Genomic DNA, 17,911 nt, shown 5'->3' on the forward strand with positions numbered 1-17,911 from the left:
TACATTCACTTTCTTTACCTATTATAATATACGAATTGAGGTAGAAAGATGCGTTATAAATTCAGCGTTATTCTTCCTGTACTACTAATGGTGGTAGCTTCTTTTACTATATACATATATGTTAATTCGGATGAGAAAGGAGAACATTTAAAATTAAATACCAATCTCATTAAAGAACTAGAAAGGCAGAAAAAGGAAAGTGCAAATGTATTAAAGAGAAGTTGGGGGGATGAGACATTATTTAACCCTGTTAATGCAGTAGAAGCTTCAAAGGATGAGTATATAACTTATTATGCTTACCAAACAGTATACCTATTAGGCGAATCACCTGGGAGAAATTATTGTAAACACCTAAAACAGGTGACTGAAAAGGGGGATTTTTCCGCAGAGACAGAAAATCTTATTTTTACTGGCATTGAAAGAGTATATAGAGCACAAAAATCGTTAGAATTGTGCATAGGTGAAACAGAACAAACAAAGTTTTCAGGAATAGAAAAACATGTTATAGACTTGTTAAATAGTACGTATATAGATCATGGATATTTTATTTCAGAGGAATTCAAGCCTTATAAAGATAAACCTGAATATATTGAGGTAAAACTTCAGCAAACATATATGATGATATATTTAGCAAATGTGTACAAACAATTGGATAAAATCGATACCAACCAAATAAAATTATGGATTAAGCAAATACCGTTGAAAGATCTAACCGTTATTAACACTATCACAAAAATTGATGAAATTTTAGGTTCTAAGACAAATGTTGAAATAGATATAAAAGAAGTAGAAAGTCTTGTGAATCAACAAACTTATCAAATCCATGATTTTATGTCTCTAAATAGTCTAGTAGAACTTTATAATAAAAAGTATATTCAATTAGATAATTCAATAACTACTTCTATTAAAGATAAAATTAAAAAATATCAATTTGGTTTATCAGATATACAAAGTGAATATATAAAGAATAATATACTAAAAAATTTAAATGCCGACATAAATGAGAAAGAAAAAGAAATTTTAATGAAAGATTTTTCTACGTATATGTATGATGATGGAATGCTTCCTACTTTTAGTACATACAATAACCCGCTAAGCCCGTCTTTAGTAGGTAGGATTTCAGAAGAATTTACAGTAGCGAATTCTAGTAATCACGATGTGAAAATACTTAATACTATTAAAAATCTAAATATGAAGGAACTTATGAAGCAAGATCCTTTTGAAGTATATAGTTATGTCACTCTCTATAAATTAGCAGATTCAACTCCAGATGATTCACAAAAAAAAGAGCTCATAGAAATGTTGAAACAGAAAATCAAACTACCCATTAATCGTAATAATGTAATGAGTTGGAGTTTCTATGTAAAATCTCTAATTAATTTAGATGAGAAAATTTCTGTAAACATGCTACCTAATAATACACCTGAAATTCTCAATAGTATAATTGAAACGGAAAAAAGTTATTTCGGAAAAAATGGAGAAATTTCTACATTGGTATTCCTGGAAACGATAGCAAGTACAGAACTTTATCAGGACAAGCTAATAAAAACTAAAAATTTTATAGAAGTAGTAGATGCCGATGAGAATTCGGAGATTGGAGCTTACTTAATATATTATAAAACAATGTTACAAGAAATTTTAGAAATTCCATATGATAAAAATAAAACTGCTTCTAAAATAACACGCTTATTTAAACAGTCTGGTTATTCTTTAAGTACACAACATAAATTTGCTGATGTTTACTCGACTTATTTTTTAATGAATGTTAATCAAATACTTTCGGAGGCTAAGCATAATGTATAAAGAACCGTTACTCCAATTGAAGGATGTTGAAAAAAGTTTTTCTACTAAAACAGAAAACCTTCAAATTTTAAAAAATATAAATTTCACTGTAAATCCTGGTCAAATGAACGTTATTATGGGGCCATCAGGTTCCGGGAAGAGTACATTACTTAATCTTTTAGGCTTACTTGATAGACCTACAAAAGGAGAAATTTATCTTAATTCGCAACTAACTAATAAGCTAAAAGAAAAAGAAAAATCCAAGCTAAGAGCAAAAACAGTTGGGTTTGTATTTCAGGATTTTAATTTATTCCCTAACCTTAATGCTTTAGAAAATGTGACTCTCCCATTATTAATTCATAAAGAAATTAGTAAAGAATCTAGAGAAAAAAAAGCAAGAGAATTATTAGAATTAGTAGGGTTATCTCATCGTATTACACATATGCCTAGCTCTTTATCAGGCGGAGAAAAACAGAGGGTGTCTATTGCACGTTCCCTAGCTGCAAACCCAAAATTATTATTAGCGGATGAACCGACGGGTAATGTCGATGAGGAAAATGAAATTAAAATAATAGAATTATTTAAAAAACTAACAAATTCAGGGGTAGGATTAGTTATAGTGACTCATAATCCCGTTTTTAAGGATTATACTGATCATTATTATGTGATGAAAAAAGGTGTATTAGAGGAGGTTATTTTAAATTATGAGATTAAGTGATTACCTTAAGTTAGGTAAGAATAACTTTCTTAGGAATGGTTTTAAAACATTATCTCCTATTATTATTATAACGCTGGCTATTATTGTGTTTAATATGGTAACAGGGTTCTTTACTAGTATAACCGATAGTATGAACAATACCGTTATTAAAAATGATAGCTTAAAATTTATTGAAGTTATAGCAACACCAGACAAAACTATGGATATTCATAGTTTTGAGAACATAAAAAGAATTGAAGGGGTAGCATCGACCTTCCCTAAAGTACAGTCTTTTGTAGGATTAGAACATGATCAAGATAAAATAACTACAAATTTAATAGGAGTTGATAATAAGGCAGTCCATTTTTTTACCTCTGGAAAGAAAGATGTAATTAAAGAGGATGAAATTATTCTTAATTCTGGATTAACAACTAAAATTAAAGAAGGAGATAGCGTTAAGGTTAACTATACTATAAAAGTAAAAGAAGGAGAGGGAATTAGAAAACTTAAGGATGCCAAAATTTCAACATTATATAATCAATTTTATATAAATAGTTTTCCAGAAGATATATCATTAGCAACAATTGACTATGTAGAGAGCCTTAATGCAGAATTTGTGGGACTTTCTTTAGCGGATTATCGTAAAAATCTTACCTATGAATTTGGAACGGTTATTGTCAAGGATGTTGAAGATATTACAAAAGTAGCTAAAAAAATTGAAGATATGGGATATGATACAAATTATTCTTTAAAATCATCACAATCAATTCCTATGGTTGCTAAAATTATCATTGCTATAGGAGGAATTGTTATTGCTTTGTTATTGGTATTTTCCGGGATAAGCATTGCCTCAATTATAAGTCAATCACTCAGAGGAAGATATAAGGAAATAGGTATTATGAGGGCCGTTGGATATGAGCGTAATCACTTAATCAAATTGTTTGCTGTTGAGGTATTGTATATTTCACTAATTTCCTTTGTTTTATCAACAAGCTTAAGTTTTATACTAATAAAGGTAATAAGCTATTTTATGAATCAGTCCAATCTTTCTAATTTTCAATTCAATGTTACAATGGATATAAAGCAAGTCGTTATAAGCTTTATCTTAATAATCTTTGTAAGCTTTATTTCTAGTTTTAGACCAATAATGAAAGCCTCTTCGACTAGTATAATAGAAATTATCAGAGGGAATGCATCATGAAAAAGAAAATTATATTTCCAGTTTTAGCATGTCTATTATCGGGTGCAATCCTCACATATTTTTTCTTTACTGGAACTAAGAATACTGTAGGCTCAAGTATTGAAAAAAATTCTGGTAATTCTATAGCATATTTATCAGAAGATAGCCAAAAACAAGTCATTAAAGTATTTAATTTTAATCAAGAAAAATTCACAAAGATTCTTCAGATTAAACAAGAGAGAGACCCTTATTCTACTTCCTATTATAATCAGAAAGAAAATAAAACAGTTGTCGTTACACAACAGACGATACCATATGGATATCAAGTATATTTACAAAACTCCTCCGATATCCAAAATTTAGGATTGTTAGAAGGAAGAGTACATGAAGTTATCTTGAATAAGGAGTATCTTTATGTTTTGGTTTATGCAGATGACAATAGCGTGTACTTAAAAAAATTCAACTTAAAAAATTTAGATACACCGTTAAAAGCATGGAAGTTGGAAGGGGATCCAGAGAGACTAATATTAGATGAGGACTCAGATAAGATTTATATATTGATGAGGACAAATAAGACAATACTATATTCATTAGAAAATGGAGAGACATTAAAACAGAAAGAGATACTTGAACAGGGGTATGACCTTAATGCGACAATAGAAGAGGGAAAATTATGGATTTTACCTAGAGAAATATTAGATAATATAAAAGTTAAAAGTAAGAAAAATAAAGAGGTTAAATTTATATATTGTGTTAATTTACTTAACCTAGAATTTAATTCGAAAATTCCTACGAAGTATCCACCTAAATTTATTGAGGTGGATAAGGAAAAAATATATGTTATTACTGGGACACCTAATGAATCATTTCTAGAGATATATAATCGTCAAACATATGAAAATGAAAAAATATTAGAATTACATTTAAATACGATTTATGGATTTGTAAACATGAAAAATGAAAATTATATTTTTGCAAATAATGGTATATTCAAAGTGAAGCAAAATCATTTAGAAAAAGTTTTAAATGAGGATATTTCCTCAAATACTGATTTTGTTATTCGATAAAGTTAGTATCGGAAGAAAGGGTGCAGAGAATGAAAAGGACTTTAGCTATTATTTCGTGTATCTTCGTTCTAACTACAGGATGTAGTCAAAAAGAGAAAATAAAAACAATAAATGAAGCAAAGGTTGAGGATCTACAAAAATACAAGGAAACACTTGTGGGTAATAATTCTGCTATAAGTTCAATTGTAAATTCTTTACCTGGTGGTTCTACATACAAAGAAATCGAACTATCTGATCAATCAATAAAAGTCGTATATGGAATAAAAACGGATAGAGAAAACTTGAACAAAGATGAGCTAAATACGTATTGGTTAAATGATAATAATATAGAAAATAACTTTCTATATAATGCCACAGCAATCTTTATACTTGTTAAAAACGTTCAAAAAGTTACTCTAGAATTAGAATCAGAGAAGTATTACTCTTTTTCAATTTCTAGAGAGGAATTAATTAAAGAATTACCTCATTCATTAGACGAGTATGTTAAAAATAAGAAGCTGTGGGAAGACGATATTTTGAATAATTTGATTATGAAAAAAGAGAAAAGGGAAGAATTTTTTAAAAAATATCCCGTGAAACAAAGATAAAAAACGATACAAAGATTGAATTAAACTAAAAATATTTTAATAAAAAAAGTTACTCTTTCATAATTATGTTATATAAAAAGAGTAACTTTTTTTATTATTTATCTTTGTTTTTAAAACTTACTTTATGTCATTTTATTGTACCAAAGTGAAAGCGGAATAGTGATACTTCTATTGTGGAATTGATAAAGATGGACACACACTGGATATACAACTTTTAAAAAATGGGATTGTCATGCTGTATATGTATTTATAGAGAGAAGAGGGTGAAAGTATCTCGCGAATCATCGATTCTAACAACAGACAAGGCACCAGCATCAATTTGTACATTTCACAAATTAGGAGAAACGACTTTTATAAACATATAACTCATTATGTAATTAAATATCACCATCGAAAAAGGTGATCGATCTACAGGATTCCAAAAACTTGGTTATGTTTTGTGTGCCACGTAATTTGAAAGTAATAAAAACTTTCATGACTATCTGAATCAAAAAGAAGTACTGAAAGAAAATCCTGTTTTTCGGCGTGCAGCGAATTACAGTAATGACTTATGGTTGCATAATAGTGAGTAACAAATTCTTCATCCAATTTAATGTAAAGGAACTTTACAATAGAAAGCAAAAAGTAATGATTGGATAATTTTATTTTTTTTTGAAAATAAAGGTTATTTAACTTCTTTATATATGATATAGTTGAATAGAATAATTTAAAGGGAGAGATTATTATGAAAATTAGAAATACGAAAAAATTAATTGGCTGTATGACTTTATGTGCTGGTATTGTAGGTTTCTCATCTTTGGCTGATGCTGCGACATCGTATAAATATTCTGCAACTATACCCGTAACAACTGACTATGAAACTTACCTTGCAACAAAGCAATCTAGCGATTCAAATGCTACCAATGAAGTTTCTTATGTTGAAGGAGGTCGAAAACTAGTTAGTTGGGTTGAAGAATATACTTATAGAAAAAATTTAACTAGTGAAGTTTCATATAGTTCTGGTGGAAAGAAATATATGAAATATTATAATGCCAGCAATTCGAACGGAGAAGGCTGTCACTTAAACATCTCAACCGCAATAAATAATTGGACTTCAACTAAGACTAATGGATATTGGAGCCCTGATAGATTATAACCAAAAGATGTCTTCAATTTTTTGAAGACATCTTCCTATTTTAATAATTACTGAAAATAAAGGAGTAAAATATGAAGGAAACTATGTATTTAAAAGAAGAATTAAAACGAGCCTTTTTATCTAAAAGTACGTTATTAAGCTTTATTTTAGCTATACTTTGTATATTTGCTGGATGTTGGCAATATTTATACTTTATAGATCCTGATAACAACTTTTTAAATGCTTTATTGGCTGCACATTCTTCTGGAACAATGAGTATAATCAGTTTGGTTTTTCCAATCATTGTTTCTCTACCTTTTGCTGCATCTTATGTGATAGATTTGCAATCTGGAGTTGCACACTACATTCATATTCGAATAGGACGAGTAAAATACTGTTTTATTCGATTGTTTGTAAATGGTATAGTAAGTGGTGCTGTTCTTTCAGTTAGTTTTTTAATACTTTTTTTCACTTTATTAATAGTATATGGTCCAAATGTAAATGGGGTATTTTCACATGAAACGGTAATTTTTAAAGAGATTCATGATAAATCTCCAATTGTGTATACAGCTATTCTAATATTAAATACATTCATTTGCGGTATTGTATTTTCAACTTTAGGTTTGGGGATTTCCACTTTTATTAAAAATAAATATTTAGCTGTACTGACCCCTTTTTTATGTTATCTTTTCTCTGGAACAATTCTTGTACAAGTTAATAAATTCTTCCATTTGGGTATATTATTTGATTGGGATTATTACAATGATTTACAGCTATCTACCGTTTTGATTTCCTATATTATTATCTTCCTTATAGGTATAGGTCTTTTTCTGTTTGGAGCTTTAAAGAAAGGGGAAGATCATGTTTAACCCATTTCTTTCATTAAGATTAATTAAAATTTCATTTCACAAAAGATATGTATATTTTTTTGTGTTTATTAACATTTTAATCAGTTTGATACAGTTTTTAAAATTTATTGATAATCCTCTTGATAAAACATTTTATGACTGGATAATATTTAATTTTAATGATTTTTTTCTTTTATCATACATCTTAGGTAATTTATTTACAGTAGTTATTTACTATTACATAGCTTCTTCTGCTTTTTCAAACTATGTTTTAATAAGATTAAAACATCGATTACAGTGGTATTGTCAAACTCTGTTTACAATTTTAATTATGGCTTTTATATATGTCGTAAGCCTGTTATGTGTATATATTCTTCAAGCAATCACAACGCTAAAATTTGATGCTGGCTGGAGTGCTTATTCTGTACAGGCTTATGGAGAAGATGTATTAAATAAGTTATCTCCGTTAACTCTCATAGTACACAATATAACTTTAGTATTTTTATACTTGTTTACATTGGGGGTAATTATTTTTATTAGTAGTCTCTATTTTAGAAATCCTATCATAAGTCTAGTAATTGCTTTAGGGTATAACACTATTGGTATTGTTATTTATCTTAGTAGACTTTCTGTTTTGTACAAGTTTACTGCTTTTTATAATGCGTTACCATTAAACTCTATATTCAAAACAAATGGGCTATCTAGTTATTTGTACTTTTCTTATTCATACTGGATAGTATTAATTATAATTGTAGTATTAATTGGTAAATTAAGGGTCAATAGAATTGATTTTGATTGGAGAAACAGATGAGGGTTGTAAAAATTATAAAAAGCATCGTAATAAGTTTCTTTTCATTTAAATTTCTGTTGGGAATATGTTTAATTTTTGCTCTGCATTTTTATTTGTCCATTAATTTTTATGGATATGATAAAGAGACGTCTTCCATAAATCATCTTATTTTATTTTTTTATGGACCCAAAAATATAAGAGTAGGATTTTTGACCTGGTTGTTTCATCAGGTTCCTATTATTATTTTAATTGGTTTTTTACTAAATAAAGAACTTAAAGAACATATCATATACAAACTATCAAGGATAAGGAGTTTTCCTATCTGGATATCCAGTTTAATAATTTCTAGCTTTGTTCTAATTTTTATATACTACACAATTGGGTTTGTTGAACAAAGTATACTACTCAATTTTTTTCATGGATCACATACCAGCTTTGAAGGTACATCATTGTTAATACTACTAAATAAATATAATTCATTATCCCTGTTAATTCATCAATTTTTATTGCTAGTATTAGGTACTTTTTTTATTGTGTTAGTTAATTTCTGTATATCCTTGTTCTTAAAAAATCCTACAGCTGCATTTGCAGTAAACATGATGGGAGTGTATTTGTCAATTACAATAGGTAGTACTTATCCATATCTGAAAAATTGGCTTCCTTTTACCCACGGATTTTTAACAATGCATGATGCTCGGAACTTTACTCTACAATGGTCTTATATTTACCTATTTATTGCTATTAATGTAACCTTAATAATAATTACAGCAGTCTATACGAAGCGCCTCGAAAAAATTTTAATAAGTCAAGGAGGAGATGGATAAATATGAACAATGTTGTTATTATCAAAGAGCTGTATAAAAAATTCAATAATGAATATATTTTAAATAATATTAATTTAGAACTTGAGGAAGGGAAAATATATGGTGTCGTTGGAAGAAACGGATCAGGTAAAAGTATTCTTTTTAAAACAATTAGTGGCTTACTTTCTCCAAATAAAGGACAGTTAATTGTATTTGGAGAAAGTATTGGAAAAGGAAAATTTCCTAAAAATCTTGGTTTATTGTTAGATATACCAGGATTTTTACCAAGTTATTCAGGATTTAAAAATTTAAAATTATTAGCATCAATTAATAATAAGTTATCAGATGCAGAGATTAAAGAATATATACATTTAGTAGGTTTAGATCCTAACGATTCTAAACCTGTGAAGAAGTATTCTTTGGGAATGAAACAAAGATTAGGAATTGCGCAGGCCATTATGGAGAAACCTAAATTATTGATATTAGATGAACCGATGAATGGCTTAGATGAACAAGGTATACATGAGATTCGTAATTTATTAAAAAAACAAAAGAATCAAGGTGTTACAATATTATTATCAAGCCATAATTCAGAAGATATTCAAGTGTTATGTGATAAGGTTTACAAGATGGATAGTGGGAAAATTCAGTTATGTGAAAGTATATAAAATTAAATTGTTTTTTTATACTTTCTTCAAATGAATTTTTTTCCAGTCCCCTTATGATTGGGTTCTGGTTAAAAAAACAGAATTTTGCAAGTGATCTTCTAAACTTGGAAATACGGATAGTATGATCCTAAAAGGTGTGCGTTCAGTGTGGAAAAGGAAAGTTTGTTTAAATGAGGTAGTGATACATTGCTATCAAGCTAACAAAACGAAATCTACTTTAAAGTTAAAAAACGCTATTCTTTCTGCAGAAGCATAGGAAAGGATAGCGTTTTTATATGTCTATTGCTGTATCTGGGGTTCAGCCGAGATACGTGTATTATCTATACTTAAGAGTAATAAATTTTGATTTAATAAGGGTTTTACATTGAATACATGTAAACAACGTACTTGACAACAATCCTCGCAGTATCGAATTCTACAACCATTAGTTGCCCTCAAGGCAACTAATACACCTTAAAGCACTCTCAAGAGGTACGGTTTATCCAAGCAAGGTTATTCAATACCTTCTCATTGCAAAGACATCACTACTTTGAATACGTTAAATACATTGTTTACTTAGTTAAGATATCAAGTATTTAACGTAACTTTTCACTCGATTTTTCTTCTTAGAATACTTTAAATACTCCTGATTTTCATAGTGAGTATCTACATTCCTACATAATTTTTTAGATTTAATTAGGTTCAATGCCAAATATAATTAATGTTTAATTTTCTAAATATCTGTATAACGTGGATTTGCTAATTCCTGTTTCATCTTTTATTTGAGCAAGACTATATTCTCCACTTTGATACATAACAATCGCATGTTTTACATTTTCATCAGGCTTTCTTGGTCGGCCGGGAGTGACTCCTTTTTGCTTCGCCTCATATAACCCCTTTTTTGTCTTCTCGCTTATCACATCACTTTGAAAATTAACCAGGTGCTTTACAATATCACCAAATCGATATCCAGCTGAATTACTCGTATCAATTCCCTCATCAAGAGATTGAAAATAAGCGTTTTTCAAATCAATCAGTTCTATTAACTCTACTAGATGGCGTGTTGAATCAGCCAATGTAAAAAGTTTTGTAACGATTATCTTATCACCTGGATTTAGATTGCTTACCATACTTTTAAGTTGTGTTCTTTTTTTTGCTGATGAATGTTCCTCTGAAATGATTTTTTTGCAATTTACTTTTTCTAAGTTTTTTATTTGTTCCTCGCATTTTAGATCATCTTGATATGGTCTCATATATCCGATTAACATACATGCTCTCCTAACAGTTAAGATGTTTCTTTTATCATACCATAACTTGGCGTCGGAAAATTAGTTTCAAAAAGGTTCCTTTTTGGGATGATAAATGTTAGACTGTTTTTATTAAATCGTGAACACGGCTTTTATGAGACTTAAAAGCCACAAAATATATGATATGAGGTGTATAAAACAGTGGTAGAAAAATTAAAAATAGAATGGTTTTCTAATGTTAGAGCAGATATCCTTGCGGGGATTGTAGTTGCACTAGCATTAATCCCGGAGGCGATTGCATTTTCCATTATTGCAGGTGTAGATCCAATGGTAGGGTTATATGCATCTTTTTGTATTGCAGTAAGTATTGCCTTTGTAGGTGGACGTCCTGGAATGATTTCAGCGGCAACTGGTGCAATGGCATTACTTATGGTTCCTTTAGTTAAAGAACATGGGCTAAATTATTTATTAGCGGCCACAATTTTGACAGGTGTTATACAAATTATTTTTGGTGTATGTAAAGTAGCAAGATTAATGAAATTTATTCCGCGTGCGGTCATGATTGGTTTTGTTAATGCGTTAGCAATTTTAATTTTTATGGCTCAAGTACCACACTTTATCGGCATTTCCAATCTAACATATGTATTTGTTGCAATTACATTAGCAATTGTTTATATCGTACCTAGATTCATTAAATCCATTCCAGCTCCATTAATAGCTATCGTATTATTGACAGCTGTAGCGATTTTTATGCACCTAGACTTACGAACAGTCGGTGACTTAGGAGCAATTACAAGAACATTACCATCATTCTTTATTCCAGACGTTCCATTTACGTTTGATACGCTACAAATTATTTTCCCATATTCAATCGCTTTAGCAATTGTAGGGCTATTAGAATCTTTATTAACAGCATCCATCGTAGATGATATGACAGGAACTGATAGCAATAAGAATCAAGAATCAAGAGGACAAGGAATCGCCAATATTATCAATGGTTTCTTTGGCGGTATGGCAGGTTGTGCAATGATTGGGCAGTCTGTAATCAATGTAAAATCAGGTGGACGTGGTAGATTATCTACGCTAATTGCAGGATTGTTTTTAATGTTTCTTATTATTGTATTAGGAGATTTAGTTGTCCAAATCCCAATGCCTGTTCTAGTAGGTATTATGATTATGGTTTCCATTGGTACATTTGATTGGTCTTCTTTTTCTTATTTAGTAAAAGCGCCAAAAAGTGATGCAGCAGTTATGTTAGTAACAGTTATTATCGTGGTTGCAACGCATGATTTATCAAAAGGTGTAATTGCTGGCGTTTTATTAAGTGCAATATTCTTTGTTGCTAAAATTTCAAAGATACAAGTAGTTACACGACAAATTGACTCCTTTATAACATTTGATGTAGAAGGTCAATTATTCTTTGCATCAGTAGAAAGCTTTGTAGAGGCATTTGATTTCAATGTTAAAAACAGGAGTATTATTATTGACTTCTCAAATACCCATGTTTGGGATGATTCAGCAGTCGGGGCTATCGATAAGGTAGTTATTAAATATCGTGAAAACAGCAATATCGTTACTATACAGAATTTAAATTCTTCTAGTAAAAAACTCGTAGAAAAATTAGCTGTATATAATAATCCAAATAGAAAAGCTTCATCTCATTAATCTAGTATTAGGAGTGAAAATCATGTATAAAAAAATACTATTAGCTGTTGATGGCTCTGAACATTCTCTACGTGCAACACAAGAGGTAGTCAAAATCGCTTCTTTAATAAATGATTGTAAAGTTGAAATTGTATTTGTGGTTGATTCTTCAAAAGCAAAGAACGAAGTTCTTCATGCACAAGGAAAAGAAGAATTAGATTTGTCACGACGTAAGAGACTCTTACCCATTGAAGAGAAATTGGTATCGAATGGTGTATCTTATGAAATCTTACATGGAGAACCTGGACCAACAATTGTAGATTATGCGAATAGAGAAATTTTTGATTTAGTCGTGTTAGGTAGTCGAGGACTTAATGCTTTACAAGAAATGGTACTAGGAAGTGTAAGCCATAAAGTTGCAAAAAGGGTACAGTGCCCCGTACTTATTGTGAAATAACATATAAAGTTCATACTATTCCTGATTTTAAAGACTGTTCTTTTTAAATCAGGAATTTTTATAATTAGATATAAAGGAGTTGGAACATGGAGAAATTAGAAGTTGGAAAAACAAAGGTTTTTGCTTTAGGGGGACTTGGAGAGATCGGAAAAAACATGTATGTTGTTGAATACAACAATGAGATTCTTATTATTGATTCTGGGTTTAAATTTCCTGAAACAGAATTATTGGGGATTGACTATGTTATACCCGATTATACATATTTAGAAAGAAATAAAGATAAGATAAAAGGTCTGTTCATTACACATGGACATGAAGATCATATTGGTGGAGTTCCTTTTTTATTTAAGTGCATACAAGTACCAATATATGCTGGGAAATTAGCCGCAGCACTCATTAAAAACAAGTTAGAGGAACATAATATTCGTCATGTTGAAATAAAAAATATTCTAGATGAAACAGAGATTTACTTTCAACACACGAAAGTTCGGTTCTACAGAACTACACATAGTATTCCTGACGCGTTTGGCGTAGTAGTAACGACTCCAAACGGAAATATTGTACATACTGGTGATTTTAAAATTGATTTTACACCTGTTGGTACAGAGGCAAACCTACACAAGATTGCTGAAATTGGCAGGGAAGGTGTATTGTGTTTACTTTCCGACAGTACAAATAGTGAGGTTCCTGGTTTCTCGATGTCAGAGAAAAAGGTTGGGCAATCCATAAATGAGATTTTTTCAGAAGCACAAGGACGTATCTTATTTGCAACTTTTGCATCTAATGTTCACAGATTACAACAAGTTGTAGAAGCTTCTATTTTATATAATCGTAAAATTGTAGTTGTAGGAAGAAGTATGGAAAAAACAATTCAAATAGGAAAAGACTTAGGGTATATCCAAGCTCCGGAGGGAACATTTGTTGGAATAAATGAAATAAATCATATTCCAAGTCATCAAATAACCGTTATATGTACAGGTAGTCAAGGGGAACCAATGGCAGCTTTATCTCGAATCGGAAATGGAAATCATCGCTACATTCAAATTATCCCTGGAGATACTGTTGTGCTCTCTTCCTCTCCGATTCCTGGAAATGTATTAAGTGTTAACAGGATTGTTAATCAATTATACCGAGTAGGTGCAAATGTAATCCATCACAAAATAAGTGATATTCATACATCTGGTCATGGTGCACAGGAAGAACAAAAATTAATGCTCTCACTTTTAAAACCGAAATACTTCATGCCCATTCATGGAGAATATCGTATGTTAAAAAAGCATGTGGAATTAGCTGGTGAATGTGGTGTTCCCTTAGAAAACTGTTTTGTTATGGATAATGGAGAAATATTAGAAATTTCGAAAAGAGAAGCAAGAATCAGTAGTAGAACGATTCCTTCTCAAGCTATATATGTTGATGGAAGCGGTATAGGTGATATTGGAAATATTGTATTACGTGATCGTAGGATACTATCTGAAGAAGGTATTATCATTATAAGTCTGAATTTAGATAGTAAACAAAAGCAATTAGTCTCTTCTCCCGCAATTGTTACAAGAGGGTTTGTATATATGCGAGGTTCAGAAGAACTGATGAAAAAAATAGAGAATATTGTATATGAATGTATATCTAATTTACTAAATGAGGGAGTGATAAATTGGGCACAAATCAAACAAACACTTGTAGAAGTGTTAAGTCCATTCTTATATACTGAAACGGGACGTCGTCCAATGCTTCTCCCAATCATTATGGAAGTGTAAAAAATAATAAATTTAACTAATGAATTGAATACTAATATAAACTCATATTTTTAAAAAGACAGCATATATATTACACTTATCTAATATATATGCTGTCTTTTTTTGTAACTCTCTCACGTAACAAAAATGAACATTTTTGATATAAAAGAATCCAAAATTTTCATCTTTTTTATAGCATAGAAAAACCTTAGCTTATGAAAATCAAGGATTAAAATCCCCAAAATGTCTTAGAATGGTTTTTATGTCACTGGATCGGCGGGATCCCTAAATAAAAATAAATCAAATAATATTCTGAATTGAATTTATTTTTATAAGTGATTCTAAAAAGAAGGGATTGCTAATATGCTCCTAATAAAAAATGGATTGTTTATCCTATCTGAAAAATGCTTATACTAGCAGACACTGCAGTTAAAGCTCCTTCTCCATTATTTAAAAGGGTTACAGTTCCTGTTGTAGAGGTATTGTTAACCAAAGTTAGTGTAGATGGGACAGTTGTAACTGTGAAAGCAACATTACCTGTGGTTTGAATACGGTTTATAGATGTACCATATCGTCCCCCTAGAATTGGTGTACCATTTAGTGCAAAAGAAAATTGATTTGCCTGTACTGCTGTTAAATTAAATTCAGCTACATATGTTCCGGCTATATTAATTATAATATTTTCAGTACCTGCTACATGTGTCAATGCTGATCCTGTTTTAGGTCCAGTTGTATTGAAGATAACGGCACTTCCTACTGAAATTAATTGATTAGTTGTATCATAAACATATAAATAGTTTGCTATCCTTGAACTAGTGTCTCCCGTTGCCCCTGTAACTTCTGTTGCTCCGTTCCATAAAGTTGTAACATTATTGTAAAGATACATCGTCTATAAGTACCCTGGAACTCCCAGCTTGTCCTTCTTTGTAAATAAATAACATAACTTTATTTGCTAAAGGTGGAGACGGAGAAACAATTTGATAAAGCTCTAACCAATTACTTGGATTACCATTTGGAAGATGATTTGATGGAATCCTCATAATTAAGCCTTGTTCCAAAAAAAGAGAATCATAAAGGTAAGCAAGATTAATAGTAATAGGTGGACTTTGAGCTCCCCCTATTTTGGCAAGTGAAATAAGAAATTCAAGGAGGTATAGGGATTGTTTATATAAGCTGAGCATTAGCTTCCCCTCCCATTAAGCTTGCACTATAGATGCCAGAATGACTATTTGTATTAACAATTTCTACGTTTGTTCTAATGAATGGAGCAAGACTGCCACTTTCAAAGCTTCCATTCATTATAAAAAGTACGAAGTCTTTTAAAAGACTTCGTACTAATAACAGACTAAAGTGCAGTTCATAGAAAACTGAAAGGGAATTTTATCTATTTATCTGTTGTAAAAAAAGATCAAATGTCTATTTTTTAGATTTTTATTAATGGTAGACAAATTTATGTAAGATATAACTCCATAATCTTACCATAATAAAACCTGATTTTCAGGATTTTATAACAATAGTATGGTTAATTTGATATAATGATTATGTACAAGTAAATATTTCCTTGTTTCAAAAAAACCAATTCTTCACACCAGAATTGGTTTTTTAATATATTTAATCAATTATAAAGAACAATTTCATACTTTTTATAAAATCTTTTCCTCTAACACTCTTTATCATATCTTCTATGTTTTATTGAGATCTTTCTAATATTTTTATTTAGATTGGTTATTATTATTTTTGTTTTTATAAGAATAAGATAACAAAATAATTACTATTAACCAAAATACTGAGTTTTGTATCCATTCTGATATAACTGGAATCATGAAAGTAACAAAACCTAACAAAAGACTTAATATAATAATTATAAATTTATGCATTTAATTCTCCTTATCATTAATATAAATTATTTATAATAAGAACTTCTATGATATACGTTATTTTGTGAAGGTTCTTATTGAAATCTTACTCTAAATAATATAGAGGAGAGGGAGATATGGATCTTTTTGTTTCAAAGATTTTAAAGTGAAAAAAAGTACGAAATCTTTTAAAAGACTTCGTACCAACACCAGACTAAAGTATAGTTCATCGGAAACTGAAAGGGAATTTCATTTATATTATTATAACTCATCCATTCCTATTTCTGGTGATTAATTAGAAAATATGCAAAATTTCATATTTTATTGTTGCTATAAGTAAAAAAACACGGATTTATTTTTGAATTTTATTTTTATTCATGGTAAATTAGTTATATAAGATTAAATTCCTTAAGAGCTTAGATACAGTTCTATTCATTATACTCAAAAAAACCAGTTCTTCTATAATAGAATTGGTTTTTTTGGTATGAAATTTAGTTAATACAGCAACTTGAACTCGTATTTTTAAATGTAGTCTTTTCAATCTTATTATAAAATAAAAAGTAAACATAAAAAGACTCCTTATATAAGGAGTCTTTTAAAAGGATACAATCCCTTTAGGTAGATAGTGATGGGTATCTATTATAACATATTTTTTAATAAAAGATGAGTAATACAAAATTGTAATTAGAATTAGTTGGTTATGGTACGGTAGTTATATGTGAATGAATATAAGACTTAAGTTAAAGATTATAATGAAATTTACCATTTAGGAGGGAGAGATTTGAAAGTTTTTATTTATATTGCTTTAGTATCATGTATTTGCATGTTAATAAGCTCATTGTTTTTGCAAAAGAAATTTTTATATAAAAAATATGATATTTTTTTGTCTATTACAATGATAGGACTGTGCATAACCTTTATGATCTATAGCTTTTATGGTGTTGATATTTCTATTGGTAGGCAATTATGGTACATAGGATTATTTATATTAATTGGAGTTTTAACGGGTACTCTTATAAATTCAGCTTGGAAATTGGGAAGGAGACAAGATAGATATAAAATTCATGTTTTTGGTCATATACTAGGTTTTTTAGTATGTGGAATACAAGCTACAGCTTATTTTTATGTAGAATCTCAGTGGGATTTTTTTAATAGGGAAATATTTATTTCTTTTTTCTTGATTTTATTAACTATATTATTAGTTTGTATAGCTGTATTCTTTCATCGGATCTTTTATATGTGTGTTGCAATTATTCCCGGTTTATTAACAACGCAACATGTATCTATGTTTTGGATTATTATAAGTAATAGTTTGTTAGTGTTGGGCGCATTGCTTATGACTACAGAATATAAAAAGAAAAGACGGGTAGATAAGCGTGTAGAGTATTTTAGAGGAAAAGGTTATTCATAATGTTTAAGTATAAGTATTTGGTTTCTAATATTATATATCATCGTACTT

Annotated in this window: 16 protein-coding genes; 13 read left to right on the plus strand and 3 right to left on the minus strand. The window is 29.7% G+C overall.

Annotated elements, in window-relative coordinates:
* Positions 1 to 48: 48 nt before the first annotated feature.
* The 9 genes from MRP26_RS27430 (at position 49) to MRP26_RS27470 (ending at position 9,536) form a co-directional block, all read left to right on the plus strand.
* Positions 49 to 1,803 (plus strand): hypothetical protein, encoded by a 1,755-nt coding sequence (locus MRP26_RS27430; protein ID WP_242807177.1) that lies wholly within the window; start codon positions 49 to 51, stop codon positions 1,801 to 1,803.
* Positions 1,796 to 2,500 (plus strand): ABC transporter ATP-binding protein, encoded by a 705-nt coding sequence (locus tag MRP26_RS27435; protein WP_242807179.1) that lies wholly within the window; start codon positions 1,796 to 1,798, stop codon positions 2,498 to 2,500. Before MRP26_RS27430 ends, MRP26_RS27435 begins: the two co-directional genes overlap by 8 nt.
* Positions 2,487 to 3,680, plus strand: coding sequence for an ABC transporter permease (locus MRP26_RS27440; protein ID WP_242807181.1), 1,194 nt, complete (start codon positions 2,487 to 2,489; stop codon positions 3,678 to 3,680). Before MRP26_RS27435 ends, MRP26_RS27440 begins: the two co-directional genes overlap by 14 nt.
* Complete coding sequence (locus MRP26_RS27445; protein WP_242807183.1) at positions 3,677 to 4,726, plus strand: YncE family protein; 1,050 nt, start codon at positions 3,677 to 3,679, stop codon at positions 4,724 to 4,726. The genes MRP26_RS27440 and MRP26_RS27445 overlap by 4 nt, the downstream gene beginning before the upstream one ends.
* Positions 4,727 to 4,755: 29 nt before the next feature.
* The gene (locus MRP26_RS27450; protein ID WP_062822260.1) at positions 4,756 to 5,313 is read left to right on the plus strand and encodes a DUF4825 domain-containing protein; all 558 of its coding nucleotides are present in this window, start codon (positions 4,756 to 4,758) and stop codon (positions 5,311 to 5,313) included.
* Positions 5,314 to 6,037: 724 nt separating this feature from the next.
* Positions 6,038 to 6,448: a hypothetical protein gene (locus tag MRP26_RS27455; RefSeq protein ID WP_242807185.1), complete on the plus strand. Its 411-nt coding sequence runs from the start codon at positions 6,038 to 6,040 to the stop codon at positions 6,446 to 6,448.
* A gap of 71 nt (positions 6,449 to 6,519) precedes the next feature.
* Positions 6,520 to 7,296, plus strand: coding sequence for a hypothetical protein (locus tag MRP26_RS27460; protein WP_242807187.1), 777 nt, complete (start codon positions 6,520 to 6,522; stop codon positions 7,294 to 7,296).
* Positions 7,289 to 8,086 carry a hypothetical protein gene (locus tag MRP26_RS27465; protein ID WP_242807189.1) on the plus strand — a complete coding sequence of 266 codons (798 nt, stop codon included), beginning with the start codon at positions 7,289 to 7,291 and terminating at the stop codon, positions 8,084 to 8,086. Before MRP26_RS27460 ends, MRP26_RS27465 begins: the two co-directional genes overlap by 8 nt.
* An 805-nt stretch (positions 8,087 to 8,891) precedes the next feature.
* Positions 8,892 to 9,536 (plus strand): ABC transporter ATP-binding protein, encoded by a 645-nt coding sequence (locus tag MRP26_RS27470; protein WP_242807191.1) that lies wholly within the window; start codon positions 8,892 to 8,894, stop codon positions 9,534 to 9,536.
* A 704-nt stretch (positions 9,537 to 10,240) separates the two neighbouring features.
* Here MRP26_RS27470 and MRP26_RS27475 read toward each other — a convergent pair.
* Complete coding sequence (locus MRP26_RS27475; protein WP_242807193.1) at positions 10,241 to 10,783, minus strand: recombinase family protein; 543 nt, start codon at positions 10,781 to 10,783, stop codon at positions 10,241 to 10,243.
* A 180-nt stretch (positions 10,784 to 10,963) separates the two neighbouring features.
* Between MRP26_RS27475 and MRP26_RS27480 the strand changes: the two genes are divergently transcribed.
* The 3 genes from MRP26_RS27480 to rnjA all read left to right on the plus strand — a co-directional run bounded on the left by MRP26_RS27480 (position 10,964) and on the right by rnjA (position 14,617).
* Positions 10,964 to 12,427 carry a SulP family inorganic anion transporter gene (locus MRP26_RS27480; RefSeq protein WP_242807195.1) on the plus strand — a complete coding sequence of 488 codons (1,464 nt, stop codon included), beginning with the start codon at positions 10,964 to 10,966 and terminating at the stop codon, positions 12,425 to 12,427.
* A 22-nt stretch (positions 12,428 to 12,449) separates the two neighbouring features.
* A complete protein-coding gene (locus tag MRP26_RS27485; RefSeq protein ID WP_242807197.1) occupies positions 12,450 to 12,863 on the plus strand; it encodes a universal stress protein in 414 nt (137 codons plus the stop codon).
* 86 nt (positions 12,864 to 12,949) lie between these two features.
* A complete protein-coding gene (gene rnjA / locus MRP26_RS27490; RefSeq protein WP_242807199.1) occupies positions 12,950 to 14,617 on the plus strand; it encodes a ribonuclease J1 in 1,668 nt (555 codons plus the stop codon).
* Positions 14,618 to 14,984: 367 nt separating this feature from the next.
* On the opposite strand, the gene MRP26_RS27495 is transcribed toward rnjA, so the two are convergent.
* Together MRP26_RS27495 and MRP26_RS27500 are read right to left on the minus strand one after the other, a co-directional pair.
* Positions 14,985 to 15,482 (minus strand): hypothetical protein, encoded by a 498-nt coding sequence (locus MRP26_RS27495; RefSeq protein WP_242807201.1) that lies wholly within the window; start codon positions 15,480 to 15,482, stop codon positions 14,985 to 14,987.
* Complete coding sequence (locus tag MRP26_RS27500; protein ID WP_242807203.1) at positions 15,466 to 15,777, minus strand: NTTRR-F1 domain; 312 nt, start codon at positions 15,775 to 15,777, stop codon at positions 15,466 to 15,468. Before MRP26_RS27500 ends, MRP26_RS27495 begins: the two co-directional genes overlap by 17 nt.
* A gap of 1,456 nt (positions 15,778 to 17,233) precedes the next feature.
* Between MRP26_RS27500 and MRP26_RS27505 the strand changes: the two genes are divergently transcribed.
* Positions 17,234 to 17,863, plus strand: coding sequence for a hypothetical protein (locus MRP26_RS27505; protein WP_242807205.1), 630 nt, complete (start codon positions 17,234 to 17,236; stop codon positions 17,861 to 17,863).
* Positions 17,864 to 17,911 lie beyond the last annotated feature (48 nt).

Source organism: Bacillus sp. CCB-MMP212, from assembly GCF_022748145.1.
GTDB classification, from domain to species: domain Bacteria; phylum Bacillota; class Bacilli; order Bacillales; family Bacillaceae_G; genus Bacillus_A; species Bacillus_A cereus.